The sequence below is a fragment of the Maritimimonas sp. 2304DJ26-3 genome, assembly GCF_056591635.1.
This window is the reverse complement of sequence record NZ_JBWQOK010000002.1, coordinates 553,306-575,893: the sequence shown is the minus strand read 5'-3', so window position 1 is coordinate 575,893 and position 22,588 is coordinate 553,306. Positions and strand designations below refer to the sequence as shown.

The following is a 22,588-nucleotide window of genomic DNA, read 5'->3' as shown; positions in this document are numbered from 1 at the left end:
ATTGAAACGAGTCAACCTATTTGCATTTTTAATTTTATACTCTGTTTATTCTTTTGCGCAAATAAAGGATATTGGAGGTGTTGATTATACTTATATTTTTGGTAATAATTCAGAGCCTACTTTTAGTAGGTCTCGTGTTTGGTTAAACTTTCCAATCAAGTTAAAAAAGAAAGATCACATTTTAGTAAATGGGCTAAAATATAGCAATGTTAAGCTAGATTTTGACGATACATATAATTTTGATATACAAAAGCTTCATGAAATTCATGTACTTGAATATACGTTGGGTTATACTTTTTTAATGAAAAATAAAGAATGGAGATTTACAGCTCAAATTTCACCAACAATATCCTCTAATTTAGACAATAAAATCACGGGTGATGATTTTCAATGGAGTGGTGGTATTCTATTTATCAGAACACGTAATAAACCCAAAAAGACAAGACTTACTTTAGGTGCGGTATATAGTCAACGAGCTGGTTTACCCATTCCATTGCCTTTCGCTACTTATTTTAGAGAGGTGAACGATCATTTAACATATACTTTAGGAGTTCCAATCAGTAAGGTTAAATATTTCTTTAGTGAAAAAACGAGTTTAGAAGGCTTTATCACACTTGATGGATATTATGCCAATCTAAGTAATAATTTAGAAGTAAATAATAAAGTTGCTGAAAATGTCTCAATGTCTGCAATTATTACTGGTATAGGTTTTGATAAGTACTATGGTAAGCGATTGAATTTATATATTAAAGCAGGATATACACTGACAAATTCGTTGCGTTTGGTAGAAAATAGAAATGATGAGGTTTATAATTTTGATATGTCAAAAGCTTTTACCTTAAGAGGAGGATTAAAATTTAATTTTTAAACAGAAAATATAGATGTCTAAAATACTAATCATAGAAGATGAAGCTGCGATTCGCAGAGTCTTAAAAAAAATCATTACAGAAGAGAATGATAAATATCAAGTAGAAGAAGCAGAAGATGGCCTTTCTGGTATTGAAATGATCAAAAATAACGACTATGATCTAGTATTATGTGATATTAAAATGCCAAAGATGGATGGTGTAGAGGTGTTGGAAAAAACACAAAAAATAAAGCCTGAAATTCCAATGCTGATGATCTCTGGTCATGGAGATTTAGACACGGCAGTTCAAACTATGCGCATGGGTGCTTTCGATTATATATCTAAGCCACCAGATTTAAATCGCTTATTAAATGCTGTACGTAATGCTTTAGATAAAAAGAACCTAGTAGTAGAAAATAAGCAACTTAAAAAGAAGGTTAGCAAGAATTATGAGATGATTGGCGAAAGTAACGCCATTGCTCATATTAAAGATATTATTGAAAAGGTAGCAGCAACAGATGCAAGGGTTTTAATTACTGGTCCGAATGGAACTGGTAAAGAATTAGTGGCGCATTGGTTACACGAAAAAAGTGAACGTTCTAAAGCGCCAATGGTAGAAGTAAACTGTGCAGCAATACCTTCTGAATTGATTGAAAGTGAGTTGTTCGGTCACGTAAAAGGATCATTTACAGGAGCTAATAAAGATCGCGCGGGTAAGTTTGAAGCTGCTAATGGCGGTACCATTTTCTTAGATGAAATTGGTGATATGAGTTTGTCTGCTCAGGCGAAAGTATTACGTGCCTTGCAGGAAAATAAAGTAAGTAGAGTAGGTAGTGATAAAGACATTAAAGTAGATGTACGTGTAGTTGCAGCAACCAATAAAAACTTAAAGAAAGAAATTGAAGAAGGTCGATTTAGAGAAGATCTGTATCATAGACTAGCTGTTATTTTAATTAAAGTGCCAGCGTTAAATGATCGACGAGATGATATACCATTGTTAGTAAATCATTTTTCTAAACAAATAGCTTCTGAACAAGGTACTGCTGTTAAATCATTTTCTGATAAAGCCATTAAAAAATTACAAGAATATGACTGGACAGGGAATATTAGAGAACTTCGCAATGTAATTGAACGCCTAATTATTCTTGGTGGTTCTGAGGTTTCAGAAGACGATGTGAAATTATTTGCGAGTAAATAACCTTATTGATTTTTCACTCTTTTGTAAAATTATATTTTATATAAGATTTTATTTCAATTTGGGTACTTCCAGATTCAAATAACGATATTATAGGGATTGATTCTAAAACCATTTCTTCATGATCTATTTTCAAAATCTTATTTTTTGGAAAAAAATAAATTGTATTATAACCCGAAGCCGGGGGTAATTCAACATTTAAATCTGTAATTAATTCTCTTTGTCCTTCTATTTCTTTTAATTCCCAACTACCTTCTATTAGAGAAAAATTAGGCATGTAATATTTAACAATATTATTCTGATTAAAATCTAACTTATTAGAATCAGTTTCGTTCATAGAAATTTCTGAACGATCAAAAATGTCATTGTGAAAATAAAATCTTTCACTACTCTCTAGTTTCCATATACCATCAACCAAAAAGTCTTTGGTTGTATTTTCAGAATGATCATCAGTAGAACAGGAAATAAAGAGTATTAATATGATAACAAATAATCGAATTATTTTGGTCATTTAATTTTAAGTTGCTGGTTTATACTCTTTCTTGTCAATAATCATTTTAGCAATGATTTCTCGTAAGATTTCTGAAGTACCACCACCGATAGGTCCTAATCGGCTATCACGAAGTAAACGAGCCATTGGGTAATCTTCCATATAACCATAACCACCTAATAGTTGTAAGCAACCATGAGCAACTTCATCCGCTACTTTGGTAGAAACCAATTTAGACATCGTAGCTTCCTTTACAACATATTCGCCATCATTTAAACGTTTTGCAACTGAGTAATTAAATACTTTGCAGACTTCTACTTCACTTGCCATATCGGCTACTTTATGTCTTAGAGCTTGATATTTATCTATGGTCTTTCCAAACGTGGTACGTTCACTCATATACTGTAGAACATATTCTAAAGCATATTCAGAGCGCGCATGTGCATTAATACCCATTACGAGTCTTTCTAAAGCAAAATGCTGCATAATATACGGGAAGCCTTTTCCTTCTTCACCCATTAAATTTTCAGCAGGTACTTTTACATTGTCAAAAGCAATCTCTGCTGTATCAGAGGCACGCCAACCTAGTTTATCAAGCTTACTGGTTGAAACCCCAGGTGTATCACTATCTATAACAAACATGCTAATACCTTTATTACCGAGTTCGGGCTGTGTTTTAGCGGCAACTACCATATAATCTCCATAAACACCATTGGTAATAAAAGTTTTTGATCCGTTTAAAATATAATGATCTCCATTTTTTATAGCGGTAGAACGCATTCCAGCTACGTCAGACCCGCCAAATGGTTCAGTTACACATAGGCAACCTATTTTATCTCCTTCGACGCTAGGAGTGAGGTAAGTTTTTTTAATTCGGTCATCACCTTCTTTATTAAGATGCGTCATGGCCAAATATGCATGTGCCCACATGGCTGCGGCAAATCCACCTGAGTTTATTTTTTGTAATTCTTCTAGAAAAATTACGGTATAGAATAGGTCTAAGCCTAAACCTCCATATGCTTCAGGACTATTTAAGCCGAAGTAGCCCATTTCACCCATTTTTTTCCAAATAAATCGCTCTATTTTACCATCTTTCTCCCATTTTTCAATATGAGGAACCACCTCTCTTTGCAAAAATTCTTTTAAGCTTTGTCTAAAAAAATCGTGCTCTTCGGTAAAATATAAACTATTCATGTGCAACTTATTTGGCTTCCAAATATAGGGCTATTCTATCAAATTTTTCTACTGGAAACCCATCAATTTGTTTTAGTTCTTGTAGTGATTGTATCTCAGCAACTTCATCACGATAATTGAAAATTTTCTTAGTTAATTCATAGTCTATATAAACAATAGCAAGTACCTCTTTAAAGGATGCTTCATTTACGTTAATCTTTGTTGTCTGTGGTATATGTAAAACCTGAAAACGCTCTAAAACTTTATCTGCAACTTCTTTATCTAAATAATAAACTTCATAAAGCTGTTCATTAATTAAAAAACCACCTAATTTATCTCTGTAGTTTATGATTCGTTTTGATAGTCTGTCTCCAATACCATTTATAATTTTCAGTTCCTGCGCAGTAACTGAATTGATATCCTTAACGGGAAGATTTACAAAAGATTCGTGGTGTACTTTTGAGGCAGAATTTTTATTTTCTTGTTGCTTTTTGATTACCCAATCTGGAAATTTAAAATATGGGGAAATAGTATTTAATAAACTATCTGAAACACCTGTGATCTGTTGAAATTCTTCTTTAGAATTAATGTATTTTCCTTTTGCACGATGTTCTAATAATCGATCGATTTCTTCGGTAGACATACCTAATTGATAACCTTTAAAATCAGTTATAAAACTTGGATTAAAAGGGAAAATTTTTGATTTTCTTTTTTCTAACTCTGACTGTTTTAATGAATCTAGTTCTTTTTGAAATAGAATAATTTCTGGAGTATTCAAATCAATTGTTTCTTTTGATCTAAAATCAACAAAAAAGTAAATTAATTGAAGTATAATTATTAAAAGTGCTAAAAAAAAAACCCCATTTCTTTGGCGGCTATTATACCAGAAATGGGATTTTTTTATGTTCATTTGAATTAGACTATTCTTTAGCTTCTCTTATGGCTGTCAAATATCTATTTAATTGTTTTTTAACAACTGGGAATAAGAAATATAATCCTACCATATTTGGGAATACCATTGCAAAAATCATTGCGTCTGAGAATGCCCAAATTGAGTTCATACTTGCAGCTGCTCCAATTACTATAAACAATAAGAATAATAGTTTATAAACTAAATCTGCAGTTTTTCCTCGACCAAATAAAAATTTCCAAGATTGTAATCCATAATATGACCAAGAAATCATTGTTGAGATTGCAAATAAGAATACCGCAATAGTAAGGAATACGTTAGAATAAGGAATATATTGAGCAAATGCTTGCGACGTAATACCAGCACCTTCATAAGCAATGCCATCAATTAGTACTGCGCCTGTTCCATCACCACCGTATTCAAAATATCCTCCAAAGTTGAATATAATAATCACTAAAGCAGTCATAGTACAAATCACTACAGTATCAATAAATGGCTCTAGTAAGGCCACTAACCCTTCTGATGCTGAATATTTTGTTTTCACTGCAGAGTGTGCAATAGACGCAGAACCTGCCCCTGCTTCGTTTGAGAAAGCGGCTCGTTGAAAACCAACAAGTAGAACACCAATAACACCACCGACACCAAAAGCTCTTGGGTTAAATGCTTCGGTGAAAATCAAGCTAAGAGCATCATCAATAAAACTAAAGTTACTAAAGATTATATATAAACATGCTATTATATATAACACTGCCATAAATGGTACTACTTTTTCTGTAACCGAGGCAATTCTTTTTATTCCTCCTATAATAATTACACCTACAATAACGGCGATTATTAAACCTATAATAGCTCCTGCACTTGTGCTCTCTAAACCAAGTAGTTCTTTTAATACAATAGTAGCTTGGTTTGATTGTGCGGCATTACCGCCACCAAAAGAACCACCAATACAGAAAATTGCAAATAATACTGCTGCAATTTTACCAAACCATTCAAAGCCTCGTTCTTTTAATCCTTTGCTTATATAATACATAGGCCCTCCATAGACAGTTCCATCTTCACCTACATCACGGTATTGAACACCTAATGTACATTCAACAAATTTGGTAGACATACCTAAAAGACCACAAACAATCATCCAAAATGTAGCACCTGGTCCACCAAGAGCAATTGCTAAGGCAACACCTGCTATATTGCCGTTACCAACTGTACCAGAAACGGCAGTTGCTAAGGCTTGAAAATGAGTTACCTCACCTTCTTTACTCTCATCTCTAATGGTTTCGATAGCATCACCACCAGGTGTAGAGTCACCATATGCTGGCTCTGCTACTGCATGATCTATATCGTCATATTTACCTCTCACAACATTAATTGCTGTAAAAAAGTGCCTAACATTTGGAAAGGAAAAATAGATAGTAAAAAACGCTGCACTACCTACTAATAGTAGTAATACAAATGGAATATTCGGATCCTTCCACACAAGGAAAAAAATGACATTGCTAAAGAAATCTGATATTGGTTGAAAAGCTTCATCAATTTTTTGATCTAGACCTTTTTCTTGGGCAAATGTTAGAAGTGGAGCTACTATAAATAGTAGTGAGAGAAGTTTTTTCTTCATAATTATGTTGAGTTAGAATTTTGTTCTAATGCGCAATATCACAAAAAAAATGCCTTACCACAAATTTTAGTGGTTAAATATTGAGAATTGCAAGTGCTATAAAAAGCATAAACCCCTAAGCCAATTAGATTGAACTTAAGGGTTTAATTAACCAAAATTGAAAAAATGTTTTTAAAAGAATCCTGAACTTTGGGTTTCGTTATTATCTCTATTTCTACGCCTCTTTGCTTTATTCTTGCCTCCACCAAATCTATAGTTGAAACCTATATAAGAAGTTCTGCTTTCCCATTGAAAGCGACCATTTTGAATAAATGGGTTCACAGAATCGAATTGAAATTTCATACCTTGAAATATATCATTTACTCTAAAAGTAACAGTACCTTTTCCTTCAAGTACATTTAAGTTAGCTCCAGCATTTACCATCCACATTTCGCCTACTTGCCATTGGATATCTTCACGAGGGCTTCGGTACATAGTAAATAATTGGAATCTTAAGTTTTTTGAAGCTCTAAAACTATTACTTATGCGTGCATTAAATACCTCGTTTGTTACCTCTACTACTGGAGCGTTTTCGCTAGATAAATCAACAGTGCCTAGTTGCTTTTGAGAATAAAAATCCATGCTTGCATTAACATTCCACCATTTTGCTAACTTAAACCTTGAAGAAAATTCTATTCCATATGAATCGGTATCATCAAAATTTTGAAATGTCAAGATTTGACGTGTGTCACTAGCATCAGCAGGATCTTTATAAGTAATTCTAGAGATAGCATCATTAATCTTTCTGTAAAATGTGCCAAAAGATATAGACCCTCCTTTAATTTTTCTTGTATAGTTTAATTCTACCGAATTAGTAAATTGTGGTAAAAGATTTTCATTACCAATAGATGTTATAAGTGGAGTACTCCATTCTCTAATAGGATTTACTTGTTGTATAGATGGTCTATCAACTCTTCTACTATAACTTAATTGATATTGATTTTTCTCACTAGCATTATATGTTAAAAATGCCGAAGGATATACACTAAATATGTCATCTGTAACTTGAGCATCGTCCTGACCTTCTTGTGTAAAGTTTCCTTCGATTTCATATTGTTCAAAACGCGCACCAATTTGCATGTTTAATTTACCAAATTTGTGATTATAATTTACATATGCAGAATAGATATTCCTATCATATTCAAACGAAGAATTACCAATTTCTTCAGTTCCCGAAATAATGGGATCATTTTTTTCATCCAACTTTAAGTTGCCTTGACCGTCTAATTCAAAAGTATAGCGCTCTTGGTCAGTAATGTTCAAGTTGTCAGTATTATTTATTCTATACTCTAAACCTAATTCTAATTTACTATTCTTTGAAAGTGGGTTTGTATAATCTAGATTAACAAGTGTATTATTGCGTTCGTTTTCAATATTGTTAAAATAGTTTAGTAGTTTATAATCAAAGTCTACTCCTTGAATTAATAATGCATCGGTATTTAATGCATTTTCAGGAGCGTCTGTGTGCGAATAATTAGCTTCTATCTCGATATTGTGTCCTTCTTTTTCAAAATCACGCGTATAATTAATATTATATGTTTGCGTATGATTATCATTAAATTGAAAGTTTTCGGCATCACTTGCTAGTTCTTGAGCTACTTGATCTGTAATGAGCACATCCCCTTGTCCTGTCCTTTCAGATAAATTTTGAGTTGTGTAAAATGATAAGGTGTTTTTATCATTTAAATATACATCAGCACCAGCTTTTATTAGATGTGAATCACGTCCATTTATAAATGTAAAATCCTGATAATTAACTTCATCTCTTTGTACAAAACCAAAATTGTAATTATCACCTCCATTATAACCGTAGTTACCAAAGAAGTTGACTTTACCAGTTTTGTAATTCATGTTTGTTGACATGTTATAACGAACATAATGACCCGCTGTAGCGCCAGAATTTACCGAGCCATTAAATCCTTGGTTAGCATTCTTATGTAATACAATATTGATGATGCCAGACATACCCTCTGGGTTATATTTTGCTGACGGATTTGTAATGAGTTCTACACTTTTAATTGATGTAGATGGTATTTGTTGTAATAATTGTGCTGCATCTATGTTAGTTGGCTTACCGTCAACTAAAACACGTACATTTTCATTACCACGCAAGCTAATATTACCCGTTTGAGAATCTACACTAACAGACTGTACATTATTTAATAATTCTGAAGCAGTAGTGCCTGCTGAAGTTAGGTCCTTACCAACATTGATTACTTTTCTATCAACTTTTTGAGTAACGGTAGAGGTTTCTGCAACCACAGTAACTTCTTCAAGACTGGCAGCCTCTTCAGTTAAAGCAATAGTTCCTAAATTTTGTTTTAATTTACCAGCAACTAAGTTTATTTCTTTTCTAGTAGTTTGATAGCCAATAAACTGTACTTCGACTATGCTTTTGCCTTCGGGTATTTTCTTAATCTCAAAAACTCCTAGCTCATCTGTAATTCCACCAGTTATCGTTTTACCTTCTGTATCTTTAATAACTATGGTAGCATATGGGATAGGTTCTTGAGTATTTGCATCTAATACCTTACCTGTGACACTTCCGTTTCTTGGTAATTTGCTTTTGGCCATCTGCGCAGATAAGCTTATGCTCAAGAAAAAACAGATAGCGTAAATAATGGTCTTCATTAGTTTATGATTTTTGTATGAATAATCTTTTATGCGAGTTGTTATTTCACATTTTATAGATATTATAGAGACGCTAACAGTTGTACATTTGTAACAAGGTTTAACACATATTAACATTAATTAACAGCTTAACTTTTTTTTAACAAGATGAATAAAAAGACACTAGTTTTAGGAGCTTCATTAAAAGCAAATAGATATTCAAATATTGCTATTAATAGGCTAGTGCAAAAGAGTTATGAAGTAGTAGCTGTAGGATTAATACCTGGAAATGTTTCTGGAATTTCTATTGAAACTAGTAAGCCAAATTTTGAAAATATAGATACGATTACGTTATATCTAAACCCTAAAAGGCAATTAGGTTATTATGATTATATCTTATCACTAAAACCTAACCGGGTAATTTTTAATCCGGGTACAGAAAATATGGAACTTGTAAAATTGCTGAGAGATAATAATATAGAATCAGAAATTGCCTGTACTTTAGTATTGCTATCTACAGGTCAGTATTAATTTTGATGGGCTAGTAGTAATTCTTCGCTTACTTTATTTTCAATTTCAAATACCTTACCCTCTTCGGCCAAGGCAACATTGTTAAAAATAGTTTCTGCTTCATTTTTAAATAATGAAATGTCATTATATCTACTTGAATAGTGTCCTAAGATTAATTGTCCAACATTTGCTTTTTGAGCAATTTTAGCTGCTTGTTCAGCGGTAGAATGTTTTGTTTTTGCAGTTAATTCTTCCTTATCTTTTAAAAAGGTAGACTCATGATAAAGTAGATCAGTATTTTTAATTACTGCCGTAATTTCTGGCTTATAGACAGTGTCGCTACAATAAGCATAACTAACCTGTTGTGGAGGATTAAAAGTTAGTTCACGATTTTTAATGATGGTGCCGTTTTCTGCAATAAAATCTTTACCATTTTTTAAATTTTGGTAATCGCAAATTTCTATTTCAGAATTTTCTTTAATGGCCTCAATATTTAATTTACGCTCACCTAATTTTTCTTTAAATAAGAACCCGTTAGTATAAACTCTATGCTCTAAAGGAATAGTATGTACTTCGACCTTATCATCCTCATAAATCAATTCACTAGTGTTAGATTCTAATTCATGAAAAAGTAAATCGAAATTTAGATACGAATTAGAAAGTTTTAATTGAAGTTCTATAATCTCTTTAATTCCTTTAGGTCCATAAACGTGAAGATCATTTTGTCTACCTAATAATCCGAATGTTGAAATTAATCCTATTAGGCCGAAAAAATGATCTCCATGTAAATGAGATATAAATATATTATTAATCTTAGAAAACTTAATTTTATATTTTCTAAGTTGAGTTTGAGTTCCTTCACCACAGTCTATTAAAAACGATCGATTATTAATTTCTAAATATTGTGATGTTGGATGAGCAAAAGTTCTTGGAGTGGCCGAGTGGCATCCTAATATTGTTAACTGTAGGCTCATTTAATAACTATTCGTTTAGAAATAATTTCGTTATTTGTTTTAATAGAATAAATATAAATCCCTGAATCTAACTTGTCTCTATAGAACGGAATAGAATTCACTCCTTTTTTAGTGGTATACTTTTGGAAATGAACAGTATTTCCAATTAAGTCCTTGACCGAAAACTCGACTTTAAAAACAGCCTCGGCATGAAACTTAATTCTAGTTGTAACACTAAAAGGATTTGGTGATGCCACTATCTCTGTAATAACTTTTGTTGAATCTTTTGCTACCGATATTGGATTATCTAGCTGTGCAAAAGCTGCTGTTGAGAGTGTGACAATAAGTATAAAAAGTAGTTTTTTTACCATACGCAATTTTAATTAAAAACCTAAATCTCGCTCTATTTTTTCCATTTCTATAATGTCTTTTGCTTCAGTTATAGTTGGTACTGTAATGATCTCATCTGGTAAATTATCAAAATCAATTTCATTAACAACTAACACAAAAGATGTGCCATTATTTTTATGCTCTTCTGCAAAGTGCAAAAATAGTAAGATATTTTCTGTTTTTACCCCTTTTAAATCAGAAAAGTCTAAAATTAAATTCTCGTTTTTAAAGTTAGAATAATTTTTTTTAAATCCAACTAAAAAATCTAAAATTGATTTTTCTTTTGGTTTTATAATCGTTTGATTATTCTCTTTTTCAATTAACATAGTATTATCTTTTGATCTGTTGTGCCAATAAATAGATAACTGCCATTCTAATAGCTACACCATTTTCAACCTGAGTTAAAATAATAGATTGATCAGAATCTGCAACGTCACTTGTAATTTCTACACCCCTGTTTATTGGTCCCGGATGCATTATTACAATTTTCTTGCCAAGACTGTTTAATAATTCTTTATTAATTCCGAATAATTGCGCGTATTCGCGAACCGAAGGAAAATACTTAATATCCATACGTTCATGCTGCACTCGTAACATATTGGCAACATCACACCATTGCAATGCTTTTTTAAGATTATGTTCAACTTTTACCCCAAGACTAGAAATATATTTAGGGATCAAAGTCGTTGGTCCGGATACCATAACTTCTGCTCCTTGCAATTGTAAGGCATAAATATTAGAAAGTGCTACTCGAGAATGTAAAATATCGCCAATTATAACCACTTTTTTGCCCTTAACTGACCCTAATTCTTCTCTAATAGAGTAAGTATCTAATAGAGCCTGTGTAGGATGTTCGTGAGCTCCATCCCCAGCATTTATAATTTTAGCATTAATATGTTTAGAAAGAAAAACACCAGCACCAACATTAGGATGTCGCATTACAACAATATCAACTTTCATTGAAAGGATATTGTTTACGGTATCAATTAGCGTTTCTCCTTTTTTTACTGAAGATTGACTAGCTGAGAAGTTAATGACATCTGCCGAAAGGCGTTTTTCTGCTAATTCAAAGGATAGTTTTGTGCGTGTACTGTTTTCAAAAAATAAATTAGCAATTGTAATATCTCTTAGTGAAGGGACTTTCTTTATCGGACGATTGATGACTTCTTTAAAATGATCTGCAGTTTCAAAAATAAGATCTATATCTTTAGTAGTAAGATATTTAATGCCTAACAAATGTTCAACACTTAACTGCTTCATTTAATTTGTATTTATAATATACACTGCGTCTTTTTTTTCATGCTCTGCCCAGGTCACTTTTACTTTTTCAGAATTAATGACATCTACCTGTCTACCTTTATAATTAGGCTGTATTGGTAAATGGCGGCTAAATCGTCTATCTATAAGCACCAATAATTCGATAGATTCTGGTCTGCCGAAAGACTGAATTGCCGTTAAGGCAGAGCGTATACTTCTACCAGAATATAAAACATCGTCAATAAAAACTACTTTTTTATTCTCTATTGTAAAATCTATCTTGGTGAAATTTGCCTCTAAAGGTTCTTCGCGTCGCCTAAAGTCATCCCTAAAAAAAGTAATGTCTAATTGACCCAATTGTAGGTTTTTTATATCATAGTCTTCTTTTAAAATTTTTGCAAGTCGATTTGCTAAAAAAATGCCTCTAGGCTGCAAGCCTATTAGAACGGTCTCAGAAAAGTTTAAATGATTTTCTAGCAATTGATTGGCTAAACGATGAAGAATAATGTGAATGTCTTTAGCGTTGAGTAATGTCTTTTGAGCCATGTTGCTATCCAAACCTTGTTTGGAGTACAAAAGTACATTATTTTTTGAAAAATTATTAAAACACATGGTGTTAATTAAATTGTTAAAAACATTCATTACCTGAAAGTTGAAACAGAACTGTCTTATACTACTTTTATTTCGTAACCCGATGGCTAGACTATATGTTTCAATTTCCTGACGCTAACAATAACTTACCGCTTACCAGATTTGAATCAATGCTAAAGACTAATAGTGTGTTCTTTTTCGACTCGGCGGAGTTTGAAGAAATTATAACACATTATTTGAATAGTGGTAAAACTTCATTAGCAAAAAAAGCGATAGAATTGGGTCTAAAACAACATCCAGCAGCAATTAGTTTAAAACTAGCTCAAATAGAGGTTTTAATTTTTGAAGAAAAGTTTGATAAAGCTGCTAGTATGCTGAACATATTAGAGGAAATTGAACCATCTAATGATCAAGTTTATCTGCATAAAGCGACGTTATACTCTAAAAAGGATATGCATAAAGAAGCTATTCAGGCGTTACATAAAGCTTTATTATTTGCAGAAGATGAGGTAGATATTTTGTCTATGATCGGTATGGAATATCTTTTTTTAGATGATTACGAAACGGCTAGGTTGAACTTTGCAAAGTGTCTTGAGGTAGAATATGATGATTATTCGTCGCTTTACAATATTATTTATTGCTTCGATATGGAACAAAAGCATCATGAAGCGATAGAATATCTAGAAGATTATATTAATAATGAACCTTATTGTGAGATTGCTTGGCATCAATTAGGGCGTCAATATTATATTATTGATAAATACGAGGAAGCACTAAAAGCATTTGATTACGCCATAGTTATAGATGAAGATTTTATTGGTGCATATATTGAAAAAGCTAAAACATTAGAAGAGTTAGAGCGTTACCAAGAAGCCATTGCCAATTATATGATGGCAATACAATTAGAAGATGGTACTCCATATATTTATTTGCGATTAGGATGGTGTTATGAAAAAAGTTCAGAGAAAAAAGAAGCTTTAAAGTATTATAACCTAACTGTAAAAGAAGATCCATTATTAGATAAAGGTTGGTTAGCTTTGACTAATCTATACCTTAAAGAAGGCAATTATCAAAAGGCACTTTATTTTATTAATAAAGCTATTCAGATAGACAATGAAAATCCATCATATTGGTCGCGTTTTGCTGAAGTTAACTTAAAGCTTAATTTATTTGAAGAAGCTGCAAAAGCATTTCAAAAATGTGTTGATTTAGAAGATTATAGATTAGATGTTTTTATTGCTCTAGTTGATGTGCTTCATTTTTTAGGCGAGTATAAAGATGCGTTGCAGGTTTTAAAAAAAGCCAGGAGTTTGTATTCAGATTTTGCTGAAATTGAGTATCGCTTAAGTGGAATGAGTTTCTTAGCTCTAGATGATAAAAAAGGATTGCAATACTTAAAAAATGCGTTAAAAATTGATTTCGAGTATCATCAAGTAGTTAAAGAATTATATCCTACAATTTTTGACAAGGAGGCTGTACAAACCTTACTAGAGAAAAATAAAAAATAGAATTTTTCTTCATTACTTTTTTTCTTTCAAAATTTAATTAGATAGCCTATTGTCGATTCATTAAGTTATATTTGACGGACTAATTTTTTATTGCTAATGAATCGTACTTTTTTAGACTATTTTGTCATTTCTTTAAAGGGTATTGCTATGGGAGCTGCGGATGTAGTTCCAGGAGTTTCTGGCGGTACTATTGCTTTTATTTCTGGTATTTACGAAGAGCTTATCAGTTCCATTAACATGGTGAATTTCGGTACGTTTAAAATTTTACAGAAAGAAGGATTTAAAAGTATGTGGAAATCCATCAATGGTAATTTTTTATTGTCATTGTTCATCGGTATTTCGATTAGTGTTTTGTCATTGGCTAAACTGTTAAAATGGTTGTTAGAAAATGAACCAGTATTGCTTTGGTCTTTTTTCTTTGGTTTGGTATTAGCAAGTATAATTTATGTTGGTAAACAAATCAAAAGCTGGAATGTTACTACGGTAATAATATTGCTTATTGGAGCTGCTATAGCGTACTATATTACTACATTACCAGCATTAGCAACTAATGATTCAAATCTATATTTAGTGCTGGCTGGAAGCTTAGCTATTTGTGCTATGATCTTACCTGGCATTTCTGGGGCGTTTATTTTGTTACTGCTCGGAGCTTATAAACCTGCGGTAGATGCTATTCACGATAAAGATATAAAAACCATTTTCTTTTTGGCTGTAGGTGCTATTGTAGGGTTATTAACTTTTTCTAGTCTCTTAAAATGGTTATTTGGTAATTATAAAAATTTAACGTTAGCTGCTTTAACAGGATTTATTCTTGGTTCACTAAATAAAATTTGGCCATGGAAAGAAGTATTGACCTGGAGATTAAATTCAGAAGGAGAAAAAGTACCCTTTATAGATCGAAGTATTTCGCCAATTAATTTTCAAGGAGACAACCAATTAATCTTGGCTATAGTATTAATGATTGTTGGTTTTGTTTCAATCTTAATTTTAGAAAGAATAGCTGTTAAAAAATAATCTTAGATGCCAGAAAAAACTAGAACGCTTTTAGATCGCATTTTACTATTTGTAAAAGGAGTGACTATGGGTGCTGCAAATAAAGTGCCTGGTGTGTCTGGAGGAATGGTAGCGTTTGTTGCTGGGTTTTATGAAGAGATGATCTATTCTTTTCAAAAAATCAATGGCAAGGCGTTTAAATTGCTGTTTAACGGAAGATTTAAAAGCTTCTATCGATATATTAATGGTCGATTTATTGTAATTCTTTTTGCGGGAAGTATTTTCAGTTATTTTAGCGTTTCATTACTTTTAGACTACCTTATTAGAAATTACGAATTATTTGTATGGTCTACTTTTTTTGGTATGATCATAGGTTCAATATACTATATAGGTAAAGGATTTAAAGATTGGTCAACTAAAAATGTTATTGCAATTGCTATAGGTATTGCATGTGGTGTTGCTATTAGTTTTATGAACCCTGCAAAAGAAAATGATAATTTATGGTTTGTATTCTTTTGTGGGATAATTGGTGTTTCAGGAATGACTTTACCAGGATTGTCAGGTTCATTTATTTTAATTTTATTAGGTAATTATGTGTTACTCTTAGTAGATTCTGTTAATATGCTATATAGATCAATTACAGATGTCTTTACAGGAGATTTCTCTTTTTTAGAGGATGCTAACCGTGTACGGTACCTTAAAATAATTGGATCGTTTGGAGCAGGATCAGCTTTTGGGCTTGTTGTAACCTCTCAAATTTTAGGATATGTTTTAAAGCGCTGGCATCAAATTGTTACAGCCGTTATTATTGGGTTTATATCAGGTTCTTTAGGGATCGTTTGGCCTTGGAAAGAGAAGATATTTAAGAAAAATGACGCAGGCGAATTTTTAATAGATTCTCAAGGTAATCAGGTGTTAGAAAATTATAAACGATTTTTTCCTGATTTAACTGCCATCCAAACTTGGTACGCTATTTTTTTTATCATACTCGGAATTATTATTATTTTAGCAGTAGATCGCTATGCAACAAAGACAGGAAGAAAAGCATAAATTTGGTTTAATTGGTAAAAATATTTCGTATTCCTTTTCAAGGAAATATTTTTCTAATAAATTCGAAACATTAGAGTTAGACAATCATTCTTATGTAAATTTTGATATTGATTCAATAGAAGAATTTCCTGCCCTTATTAAAAACAATCCTGCTTTAAAAGGATTAAATGTTACCATTCCCTATAAAGAAAAAGTTATTCATTATTTAGATGAATTGAGTATAGAAGCTAAAGAGATAGGCGCTGTAAATACTATTAAAATTTTAAAGAATAAAAAGCTAAAAGGGTATAATACCGATGCTTTTGGATTTCGAGAATCTATCAAGCCTCATTTAAAAAAATATCACTCTAAAGCTTTGATTTTGGGTACTGGCGGTGCTTCTAAAGCTGTAAATTTTGCTCTGAATAAATTAGCCATTAAGACTTCGTATGTCTCTAGATCACCAGACAATGAAAATGAAATTTCGTATCAAGAGCTTTCAAAAGATGTAATTAATAATTATAAGATAATTATTAATTGTACACCTTTAGGTACTCATCCTGATGTTGAGAAACGCCCTGATATTCCTTATAAATATCTCACTAACAAGCATTTATTATTCGATTTAATTTATAATCCTTCAGAAACTACTTTCCTTAAAAAAGGATTGAAAAAAAAATCTATAACGATTAACGGATTGAAAATGCTAGAACTTCAAGCAGAAAAAGCTTGGCAAATCTGGAATGATTAATTCACTTTATTGACGCAACGTTTTTTATAATTTCGTATCTTTATAAACGTAGTTTAGTTTTGCTGTCTGCTGAGCTATTAGTATCTTTCGAGACTTTTATAAAGAATAAAAGAGGAACTTTAAACATTGGTTGATATGTTAGATGATAATACCGAAAATGCATCTGTAGAAGGTGTACAAGAAGAAACCACTTTAGAAAAAGGTAATCAATTACCTGAAAACGAATTAGAAACACCCACCGAAAAAGTTGAGCAACAAGAAGTAGAAGCTGTTGAAGAGGACGTTGTTGCCAAAATTACTCCCGAAAAACCCAAAGAAGAAGATAAAAAGGTTGATTATTCCACCTTAGATTTAGAGGCTCTTGTTAAAGAATTACAAAAGCTTTTAAAAGTAGATGCTGTGTATCAAATAAAGAACCAGGTTGAAGCAATAAAGAATAATTTTAATATAAAGTTTGGAGCTTTATTGGCTGAAAAGAAAAAGGCATTTGTAGATGACGGAGGTAATGAGATAGATTTTCAATATAAAAACCCTATTAAATCTCAATATAATGATCTGTTATTCGAATACAAAGTAAAAAGAGATCGTTACTATAAACAACAAGAAGAAACTCAAAAAGAAAATCTTAGCAAGCGCCTTGTATTAATTGATGAATTAAAAGAATTGATTGATAATGCAGAGCCTTCTACTATGTATAAAAACTTTAGAAGTTTGCAAGATAGATGGCGGATAATCGGTAAGATTCCACATTCTAAATACAATGACGTTTGGCGAACTTATCACCACCATGTTGAGCGTTTTTATGATCTATTGCACCTTAATAAAGACTTCAGAGAACTAGATTTTAAACATAATTTAGAAGAGAAACTAAAGCTGGTAGAAAAAGCTGAAGCTTTGGCTGAAGAAACAGATATAAATAAGGCATTTAAAGAATTACAAGTGCTACATCGTTTATGGAAGGAAGATATTGGCCCTGTTGATAGAGAACATCGTGAAGAAGTTTGGGGTAGATTTAGTGAAGCAACAAAAAAAATACACGATAAACGTCATGACGCGCAGAGAGAATTAGACTCTAAATATGAAGACAATCTTTCTGAAAAAACAGCTGTAATTGAAGAAATAAAAAAACTGATTTCCAAAGAAATAAATTCACATTCAGAATGGCAAAAGAAAATCAGAGAGCTAGATTCTTTACGTCAAAATTTCTTTAAAATTGGTAAAGTGCCAAGGTCAAAAAATAATCAAACTTGGCAAGCATTTAAAGACGCTACAAGAGAGTTTAATAGGGCCAAAAATATATTTTATAAAAGTGTAAAAAAGGTTCAGCAAGAAAATCTTACTAAAAAGATGGCCTTGGTTGAAAAAGCTGAGTCTTTAAAAGATAATGATGATTGGGATGCTACAACACCTTTAATGAAACAAGTACAAGTTGATTGGAAATCTATTGGTCATGTGCCTAAAAAGTATTCTGATCAAATTTGGAAACGATTTAAAGATGCATGCAATCATTACTTCGATAGATTACACGGTATTCAAGACGAAGCGAATAAAGAACAGATTGAAATATTTAATAAGAAAAAGGAGTTGCTAGAAAATTTGAAAAGCCAATCCGAAGGAGATCAAACACTCACTTTAGAAGTTATAGAATCTTATATTAATGATTGGAAAAATTTAGGGTCAGTACCTTTCAATATGCGACATATAGAATCTAAGTTTAGCAAAGTGTTGGATAAGCTTTATGGTAAATTGAATTTAGGAAAAAGTGAGGTCGCAATTTTAAAGTTTAAGAATATTGTGAGTGGTTACCTTGCTAATAAACAATTTAAAAAGATTGATGATGAACAATATTTTGTAAGAAAGAAAATAGATGAAGCGACTAGAGAAATAAAGCAGTTAGAAAATAATATCAGCTTTGTTTCGAGTGCTACAGAGAATAACCCTTTACTTATGAATGTTCAAAAGAATATTGATCGTTGTTCTGATGATTTGAAAATTTGGAAAACAAAACTTGATTATCTCAACAAGTTAGAATATTAAAAAAATCGCTCTTTCGGGCGCTTTTTTTAATATCATTATTTTTTATTCATTACCATCTAATAATCACGCTTCCCCAGGTAAACCCACTACCAAAAGCAGCTAGCACAACTAGATCATTATCTTTTATCTTTCCTTTTTCCCATGCTTCTGTTAAAGCTATAATAACTGATGCAGCGGTAGTATTACCATATTTTTGAATGTTATTATAAACTTTACTATCATCTAATTGAAACTTCTTTTGAATAAATTGAGCAATTCTTAGATTGGCTTGATGCGGAATTAACATATCAATATCTTCTTTTTGTAAATTGTTAGCCTGTAAACCTTCTATAATTGCTTCAGAAAAACGAACAACTGCATGTTTAAAAACAAATTGTCCATTCATATATGGATAATAAGAAACATCATCAGGGTTATTTTCTTTTAAAATTTCTGGCACCCACCTCCCAGTAGAAGGTCCTTCTAAAGAAAGCTCTTTGGCATGCTTGCCTTCGGAATGTAGATGAGAAGACAGAATGCCTTTACCTTTTTCTTCAGATCTACTTAATACAGCGGCTCCGGCACCATCACCAAAAATAACAGTAACACCACGACCTCGGGTAGATCGTTCTAAACCACCCGAATGATTTTCACTACCTATAACCAATATATTTTTATACATACCAGTCTTAATAAACTGATCAGCAACTGATAAGCTATAAATAAAACCTGAGCACTGGTTACGAACATCTAAAGCACCTACTGTAGGCATATCTAGCATATCTTGTACGTGAACCCCACCACCAGGAAAGTACATATCTGGGCTTAAGGTTGCAAAAACTATAAAATCTATATCGTCCTTAGTTAAACCAGCACGTTCAATTGCAATTTTAGAAGCTTTTACAGCCATAGATGAAGTTGTGTCACCCGTTTTTGGGTCAATCCATCGTCGTTCTTTAATACCAGTTCTTTCTTGAATCCATTCATCACTGGTATCCATCCATTGTTTTAGGTCATTATTGGTTACTATATTTCCAGGGACGTAGTATCCTAAGCCTGTAATTTTAGAATTATACATAAATCTTTATTAGTAGGTAATTTGAATCCAAATATAATTAAATTTATTATGCATAGAATAATAAAAAAGGTAGCATATATTTTATAATCAAATATTAATTTTATTCAATTAATCATGCAATAATTACGTAAATTAGCACTACTTCAACAAATAACATTTAGCAATGAAAAAACTAAACTTATTTCTAGTATTTTTTGTGTTCAGTTTAGCTGGATACTCACAAGAAAATTTAAATTACCAAAAGCCTTCGAGTGAAATTTTAGAATTGGTTGATGCGCCATTAGCACCTTCAGTTTTAATGAATGATGATTATACCATGATGATTTTAAGGTATAGAAATGCTTTTAAAACAATTCAAGAACTATCAGAAGATGAATTAAGATTGGCTGGTTTACGAATCAATCCTAAAACAAATATTGGTAGTAGAACGAATTATTACAATGACATTAAAGTTAGAAATCTTTTGGGAAAAGAAATTCAAAATGTTCAAGGACTGCCTGAAAATGCCAGGTTGGCAAACTTTAGTTGGTCACCAAATCAAAAGAAAATGGCATTCACTAATACTACACCAGAAGGAGTAGAAGTTTGGGTGTTACGTATAGATGAAGCTAAAGCAACAAAGTTAACAGATGCGAATGTGAATGCTAATATGAGAGACGTTATTAATTGGTTTGAAGATAATAATAGCATGTTAGTTAAAATGATTTCTAAAGAACGTAAGTCTTTAGTTAACTCCGCTGCTTCTGTACCTAATGGTCCTACAATCTCTATTAATCATGGGAAGAAAGCTCAAAACAGAACTTATCAAGATTTATTAAAAGATAAAAATGATGTACATAATTTTGAACAATTAGCCTTATCAGAACTTTATAAAGTAGACCTTAATGGAAATGCAGAACCTTGGATGAGTAGTAACATGTATGATAATATAAGCTTTTCACCAAATGGTGAGTATGTTATGATTACTACTATAAAAAAACCATTTTCGTATTTAGTAACTTATAGAAGATTTCCATCTGAAACAACAATTTATACAAAAGATGGAGAAAAAGTTCAAACAGTATCAGAAGTTCCCTTAATAGAAGATTTACCAAAAGGATTTATGGCTGTAAGAAAAGGGAAAAGAAATTTAGCTTGGCGTTCAGATAAACCCTCAACATTAGTATATGTTGAAGCTTTAGATGGAGGTGATCCTAAGGCCGAAGTAGATTATCGTGATGAAGTGTTCATGCTTGATGCTCCTTTCGATGGCACTCCAAAAGGATTATTGAAAACTAAAAATCGCTTATATCGAATAAGTTGGGGTAATGATCAGAAAGCATTAGCTCAAGATTATTGGTTTGATAATAGAAATACTAAAACATACCTTTTTAATCCTAGCGATCCTTCACAAGAAGCTACGATTATTAACGATAGGAATTATCAAAATGTATATGGTAACCCTGGTGCACCTGTTACTAAAAGAAACCAATACGGGTCTTATGTTTTAGCTATGGAAGGAGATAATATTTTTATGCTAGGAGATGGTTATTCTAAAGAAGGAAAGTTTCCCTTTTTAGATAAAGTAAACCTTAATACTCAAAAAAAGAGTAGATTATATCAATCTAAACTAACGAGTAAACTTGAAGATTTAAGAGATTATGATGTAAAAAAGAAACGGTTGTTAGTTCGCATAGAATCAAAGAATGAATATCCTAACTACTATTTTAGAAGTACTAAAAATAAAAAACTAAAGCAGATAACTAATTTTCAAAACCCATTTTCGAGTATACAAAATGTTCATAAAGAGGTGGTTAATTATAAAAGAGATGATGGTTTAGATCTTACAGGGACACTTTATTTACCGGTCGGGTATGATAAAACAAAAAAAGAGAAGTTGCCTATGATCATGTGGGCTTATCCTGTCGAATACAAAGATAAATCGAGTGCTTCTCAAACTACTCAAAACCCTAATGAATTTACGTATCCTTATTGGGGATCACCGTTGTATTGGGTTGCTAAGGGTTATGCTGTTTTAGACGATGCCGCATTTCCAATTATTGGTGAAGGAGATGATGAGCCTAATGATACTTTTAGAAAGCAACTAGTCGCAAATGCAAAAGCTGGTATAGACGCAATAGATACAATGGGTTATATAGATAGAGACAGAGTAGCTGTTGGTGGTCATAGTTATGGAGCTTTTATGGTAGCTAATTTATTATCACACTCAGACTTATTTGCAGCCGGTATAGCAAGAAGCGGAGCTTATAATAGAACTTTAACGCCTTTTGGTTTTCAACGTGAACAACGTAGTTACTGGGAAGCACCAGAAGTTTATTATACCATGTCTCCTTTTATGCATGCAGATAAAATGAAAACACCATTATTATTAATTCATGGTAAGGCCGATAATAATTCAGGTACATACCCTATGCAAAGTGAACGCTATTTTAATGCTTTAAAAGGTTTAGGCGCTACGGTACGTTTAGTTATGTTACCTAAAGAAAGTCATGGTTATAGGGCGAAAGAAAGTATTTTGCATTTATTATGGGAGCAAGATCAGTGGCTAGAGAAATATGTAAAAAATAAAAAGAAGCCTGAAAAAACAGCTTCAAATTAATAAGAACCGCCATTTGGCGGTTTTTGTGTGTCAT

Annotated in this window: 20 protein-coding genes; 9 read left to right on the top strand and 11 right to left on the bottom strand. The window is 32.0% G+C overall.

Annotated features, from left to right (window positions below; translation table 11 throughout):
- Nucleotide 1 precedes the first annotated feature (1 nt).
- Entirely contained in the window at nt 2-868 is an 867-nt protein-coding gene (locus AC1EUV_RS07615; RefSeq protein ID WP_480198082.1) for a DUF6268 family outer membrane beta-barrel protein, read from the top strand.
- Between the two features lie 13 nt (nt 869-881).
- A complete protein-coding gene (locus AC1EUV_RS07610; protein WP_480198081.1) occupies nt 882-2,045 on the top strand; it encodes a sigma-54-dependent transcriptional regulator in 1,164 nt (387 codons plus the stop codon).
- Nucleotides 2,046-2,058: 13 nt separating this feature from the next.
- On the opposite strand, the gene AC1EUV_RS07605 is transcribed toward AC1EUV_RS07610, so the two are convergent.
- The 5 genes from AC1EUV_RS07605 to AC1EUV_RS07585 form a co-directional block, all read right to left on the bottom strand.
- On the bottom strand, nt 2,059-2,553 hold the full coding sequence (locus AC1EUV_RS07605) for a hypothetical protein (protein ID WP_480198080.1): 495 nt from the start codon (nt 2,551-2,553) through the stop codon (nt 2,059-2,061).
- A gap of 6 nt (nt 2,554-2,559) precedes the next feature.
- On the bottom strand, nt 2,560-3,726 hold the full coding sequence (locus tag AC1EUV_RS07600) for an acyl-CoA dehydrogenase family protein (protein ID WP_480198079.1): 1,167 nt from the start codon (nt 3,724-3,726) through the stop codon (nt 2,560-2,562).
- Nucleotides 3,727-3,733: 7 nt separating this feature from the next.
- Nucleotides 3,734-4,615, bottom strand: a complete 882-nt coding sequence (locus AC1EUV_RS07595) for a ComEA family DNA-binding protein (protein WP_480198078.1) — start codon at nt 4,613-4,615, stop codon at nt 3,734-3,736.
- A 10-nt stretch (nt 4,616-4,625) separates the two neighbouring features.
- Nucleotides 4,626-6,230, bottom strand: a complete 1,605-nt coding sequence (locus AC1EUV_RS07590) for an alanine/glycine:cation symporter family protein (protein WP_480198077.1) — start codon at nt 6,228-6,230, stop codon at nt 4,626-4,628.
- A gap of 171 nt (nt 6,231-6,401) precedes the next feature.
- On the bottom strand, nt 6,402-8,900 hold the full coding sequence (locus tag AC1EUV_RS07585; protein ID WP_480198076.1) for a TonB-dependent receptor: 2,499 nt from the start codon (nt 8,898-8,900) through the stop codon (nt 6,402-6,404).
- A 147-nt stretch (nt 8,901-9,047) separates the two neighbouring features.
- Here AC1EUV_RS07585 and AC1EUV_RS07580 point away from each other — a divergent pair, with 147 nt between their 5' ends.
- The gene (locus tag AC1EUV_RS07580; RefSeq protein WP_480198075.1) at nt 9,048-9,410 is read left to right on the top strand and encodes a CoA-binding protein; all 363 of its coding nucleotides are present in this window, start codon (nt 9,048-9,050) and stop codon (nt 9,408-9,410) included.
- Here the strand turns inward: AC1EUV_RS07580 and AC1EUV_RS07575 are convergent.
- The 5 genes from AC1EUV_RS07575 to pyrR are packed head-to-tail and all read right to left on the bottom strand — an operon-like array spanning nt 9,407 to nt 12,535.
- Complete coding sequence (locus AC1EUV_RS07575; protein WP_480198074.1) at nt 9,407-10,363, bottom strand: ribonuclease Z; 957 nt, start codon at nt 10,361-10,363, stop codon at nt 9,407-9,409. The genes AC1EUV_RS07580 and AC1EUV_RS07575 overlap by 4 nt on opposite strands.
- Nucleotides 10,360-10,713, bottom strand: a complete 354-nt coding sequence (locus tag AC1EUV_RS07570) for a T9SS type A sorting domain-containing protein (protein WP_480198073.1) — start codon at nt 10,711-10,713, stop codon at nt 10,360-10,362. Before AC1EUV_RS07570 ends, AC1EUV_RS07575 begins: the two co-directional genes overlap by 4 nt.
- Nucleotides 10,714-10,725: 12 nt before the next feature.
- Nucleotides 10,726-11,058 (bottom strand): ribonuclease Z, encoded by a 333-nt coding sequence (locus tag AC1EUV_RS07565; protein ID WP_480198072.1) that lies wholly within the window; start codon nt 11,056-11,058, stop codon nt 10,726-10,728.
- A 4-nt stretch (nt 11,059-11,062) separates the two neighbouring features.
- A complete protein-coding gene (locus AC1EUV_RS07560) occupies nt 11,063-11,992 on the bottom strand; it encodes an aspartate carbamoyltransferase catalytic subunit (protein WP_480198071.1) in 930 nt (309 codons plus the stop codon).
- Complete coding sequence (gene pyrR / locus AC1EUV_RS07555; RefSeq protein WP_480198291.1) at nt 11,993-12,535, bottom strand: bifunctional pyr operon transcriptional regulator/uracil phosphoribosyltransferase PyrR; 543 nt, start codon at nt 12,533-12,535, stop codon at nt 11,993-11,995.
- A gap of 215 nt (nt 12,536-12,750) precedes the next feature.
- Between pyrR and AC1EUV_RS07550 the strand changes: the two genes are divergently transcribed.
- The 5 genes from AC1EUV_RS07550 (at nt 12,751) to AC1EUV_RS07530 (ending at nt 18,898) form a co-directional block, all read left to right on the top strand.
- Nucleotides 12,751-14,088, top strand: a complete 1,338-nt coding sequence (locus tag AC1EUV_RS07550) for a tetratricopeptide repeat protein (protein ID WP_480198070.1) — start codon at nt 12,751-12,753, stop codon at nt 14,086-14,088.
- Between the two features lie 96 nt (nt 14,089-14,184).
- Nucleotides 14,185-15,102 carry a polyprenyl-phosphate transporter gene (locus tag AC1EUV_RS07545; protein ID WP_480198069.1) on the top strand — a complete coding sequence of 306 codons (918 nt, stop codon included), beginning with the start codon at nt 14,185-14,187 and terminating at the stop codon, nt 15,100-15,102.
- Between the two features lie 6 nt (nt 15,103-15,108).
- The gene (locus AC1EUV_RS07540) at nt 15,109-16,131 is read left to right on the top strand and encodes a DUF368 domain-containing protein (RefSeq protein ID WP_480198068.1); all 1,023 of its coding nucleotides are present in this window, start codon (nt 15,109-15,111) and stop codon (nt 16,129-16,131) included.
- The gene (locus AC1EUV_RS07535; RefSeq protein ID WP_480198067.1) at nt 16,103-16,861 is read left to right on the top strand and encodes a shikimate dehydrogenase family protein; all 759 of its coding nucleotides are present in this window, start codon (nt 16,103-16,105) and stop codon (nt 16,859-16,861) included. The genes AC1EUV_RS07540 and AC1EUV_RS07535 overlap by 29 nt, the downstream gene beginning before the upstream one ends.
- A gap of 135 nt (nt 16,862-16,996) precedes the next feature.
- Nucleotides 16,997-18,898 (top strand): DUF349 domain-containing protein, encoded by a 1,902-nt coding sequence (locus AC1EUV_RS07530; RefSeq protein WP_480198066.1) that lies wholly within the window; start codon nt 16,997-16,999, stop codon nt 18,896-18,898.
- A 49-nt stretch (nt 18,899-18,947) separates the two neighbouring features.
- Here AC1EUV_RS07530 and AC1EUV_RS07525 read toward each other — a convergent pair whose 3' ends face one another.
- A complete protein-coding gene (locus AC1EUV_RS07525; RefSeq protein ID WP_480198065.1) occupies nt 18,948-19,955 on the bottom strand; it encodes a 3-oxoacyl-ACP synthase III family protein in 1,008 nt (335 codons plus the stop codon).
- A gap of 163 nt (nt 19,956-20,118) precedes the next feature.
- Between AC1EUV_RS07525 and AC1EUV_RS07520 the strand changes: the two genes are divergently transcribed.
- Nucleotides 20,119-22,554, top strand: coding sequence for a S9 family peptidase (locus AC1EUV_RS07520; RefSeq protein ID WP_480198064.1), 2,436 nt, complete (start codon nt 20,119-20,121; stop codon nt 22,552-22,554).
- Nucleotides 22,555-22,588 lie beyond the last annotated feature (34 nt).

Coding starts and splice junctions, on each gene's coding strand:
- AC1EUV_RS07610 (WP_480198081.1), top strand. CDS start 882: ATGTCTAAAATACTAATCATAGAAGATGAAGCTGCGATTCGCAGAGTC.
- AC1EUV_RS07605 (WP_480198080.1), bottom strand. CDS start 2,553: ATGACCAAAATAATTCGATTATTTGTTATCATATTAATACTCTTTATT.
- AC1EUV_RS07600 (WP_480198079.1), bottom strand. CDS start 3,726: ATGAATAGTTTATATTTTACCGAAGAGCACGATTTTTTTAGACAAAGC.
- AC1EUV_RS07595 (WP_480198078.1), bottom strand. CDS start 4,615: ATGAACATAAAAAAATCCCATTTCTGGTATAATAGCCGCCAAAGAAAT.
- AC1EUV_RS07590 (WP_480198077.1), bottom strand. CDS start 6,230: ATGAAGAAAAAACTTCTCTCACTACTATTTATAGTAGCTCCACTTCTA.
- AC1EUV_RS07585 (WP_480198076.1), bottom strand. CDS start 8,900: ATGAAGACCATTATTTACGCTATCTGTTTTTTCTTGAGCATAAGCTTA.
- AC1EUV_RS07580 (WP_480198075.1), top strand. CDS start 9,048: ATGAATAAAAAGACACTAGTTTTAGGAGCTTCATTAAAAGCAAATAGA.
- AC1EUV_RS07575 (WP_480198074.1), bottom strand. CDS start 10,363: ATGAGCCTACAGTTAACAATATTAGGATGCCACTCGGCCACTCCAAGA.
- AC1EUV_RS07570 (WP_480198073.1), bottom strand. CDS start 10,713: ATGGTAAAAAAACTACTTTTTATACTTATTGTCACACTCTCAACAGCA.
- AC1EUV_RS07565 (WP_480198072.1), bottom strand. CDS start 11,058: ATGTTAATTGAAAAAGAGAATAATCAAACGATTATAAAACCAAAAGAA.
- AC1EUV_RS07560 (WP_480198071.1), bottom strand. CDS start 11,992: ATGAAGCAGTTAAGTGTTGAACATTTGTTAGGCATTAAATATCTTACT.
- pyrR (WP_480198291.1), bottom strand. CDS start 12,535: ATGGCTCAAAAGACATTACTCAACGCTAAAGACATTCACATTATTCTT.
- AC1EUV_RS07550 (WP_480198070.1), top strand. CDS start 12,751: ATGCTAAAGACTAATAGTGTGTTCTTTTTCGACTCGGCGGAGTTTGAA.
- AC1EUV_RS07545 (WP_480198069.1), top strand. CDS start 14,185: ATGAATCGTACTTTTTTAGACTATTTTGTCATTTCTTTAAAGGGTATT.
- AC1EUV_RS07540 (WP_480198068.1), top strand. CDS start 15,109: ATGCCAGAAAAAACTAGAACGCTTTTAGATCGCATTTTACTATTTGTA.
- AC1EUV_RS07535 (WP_480198067.1), top strand. CDS start 16,103: ATGCAACAAAGACAGGAAGAAAAGCATAAATTTGGTTTAATTGGTAAA.
- AC1EUV_RS07530 (WP_480198066.1), top strand. CDS start 16,997: ATGTTAGATGATAATACCGAAAATGCATCTGTAGAAGGTGTACAAGAA.
- AC1EUV_RS07525 (WP_480198065.1), bottom strand. CDS start 19,955: ATGTATAATTCTAAAATTACAGGCTTAGGATACTACGTCCCTGGAAAT.
- AC1EUV_RS07520 (WP_480198064.1), top strand. CDS start 20,119: ATGAAAAAACTAAACTTATTTCTAGTATTTTTTGTGTTCAGTTTAGCT.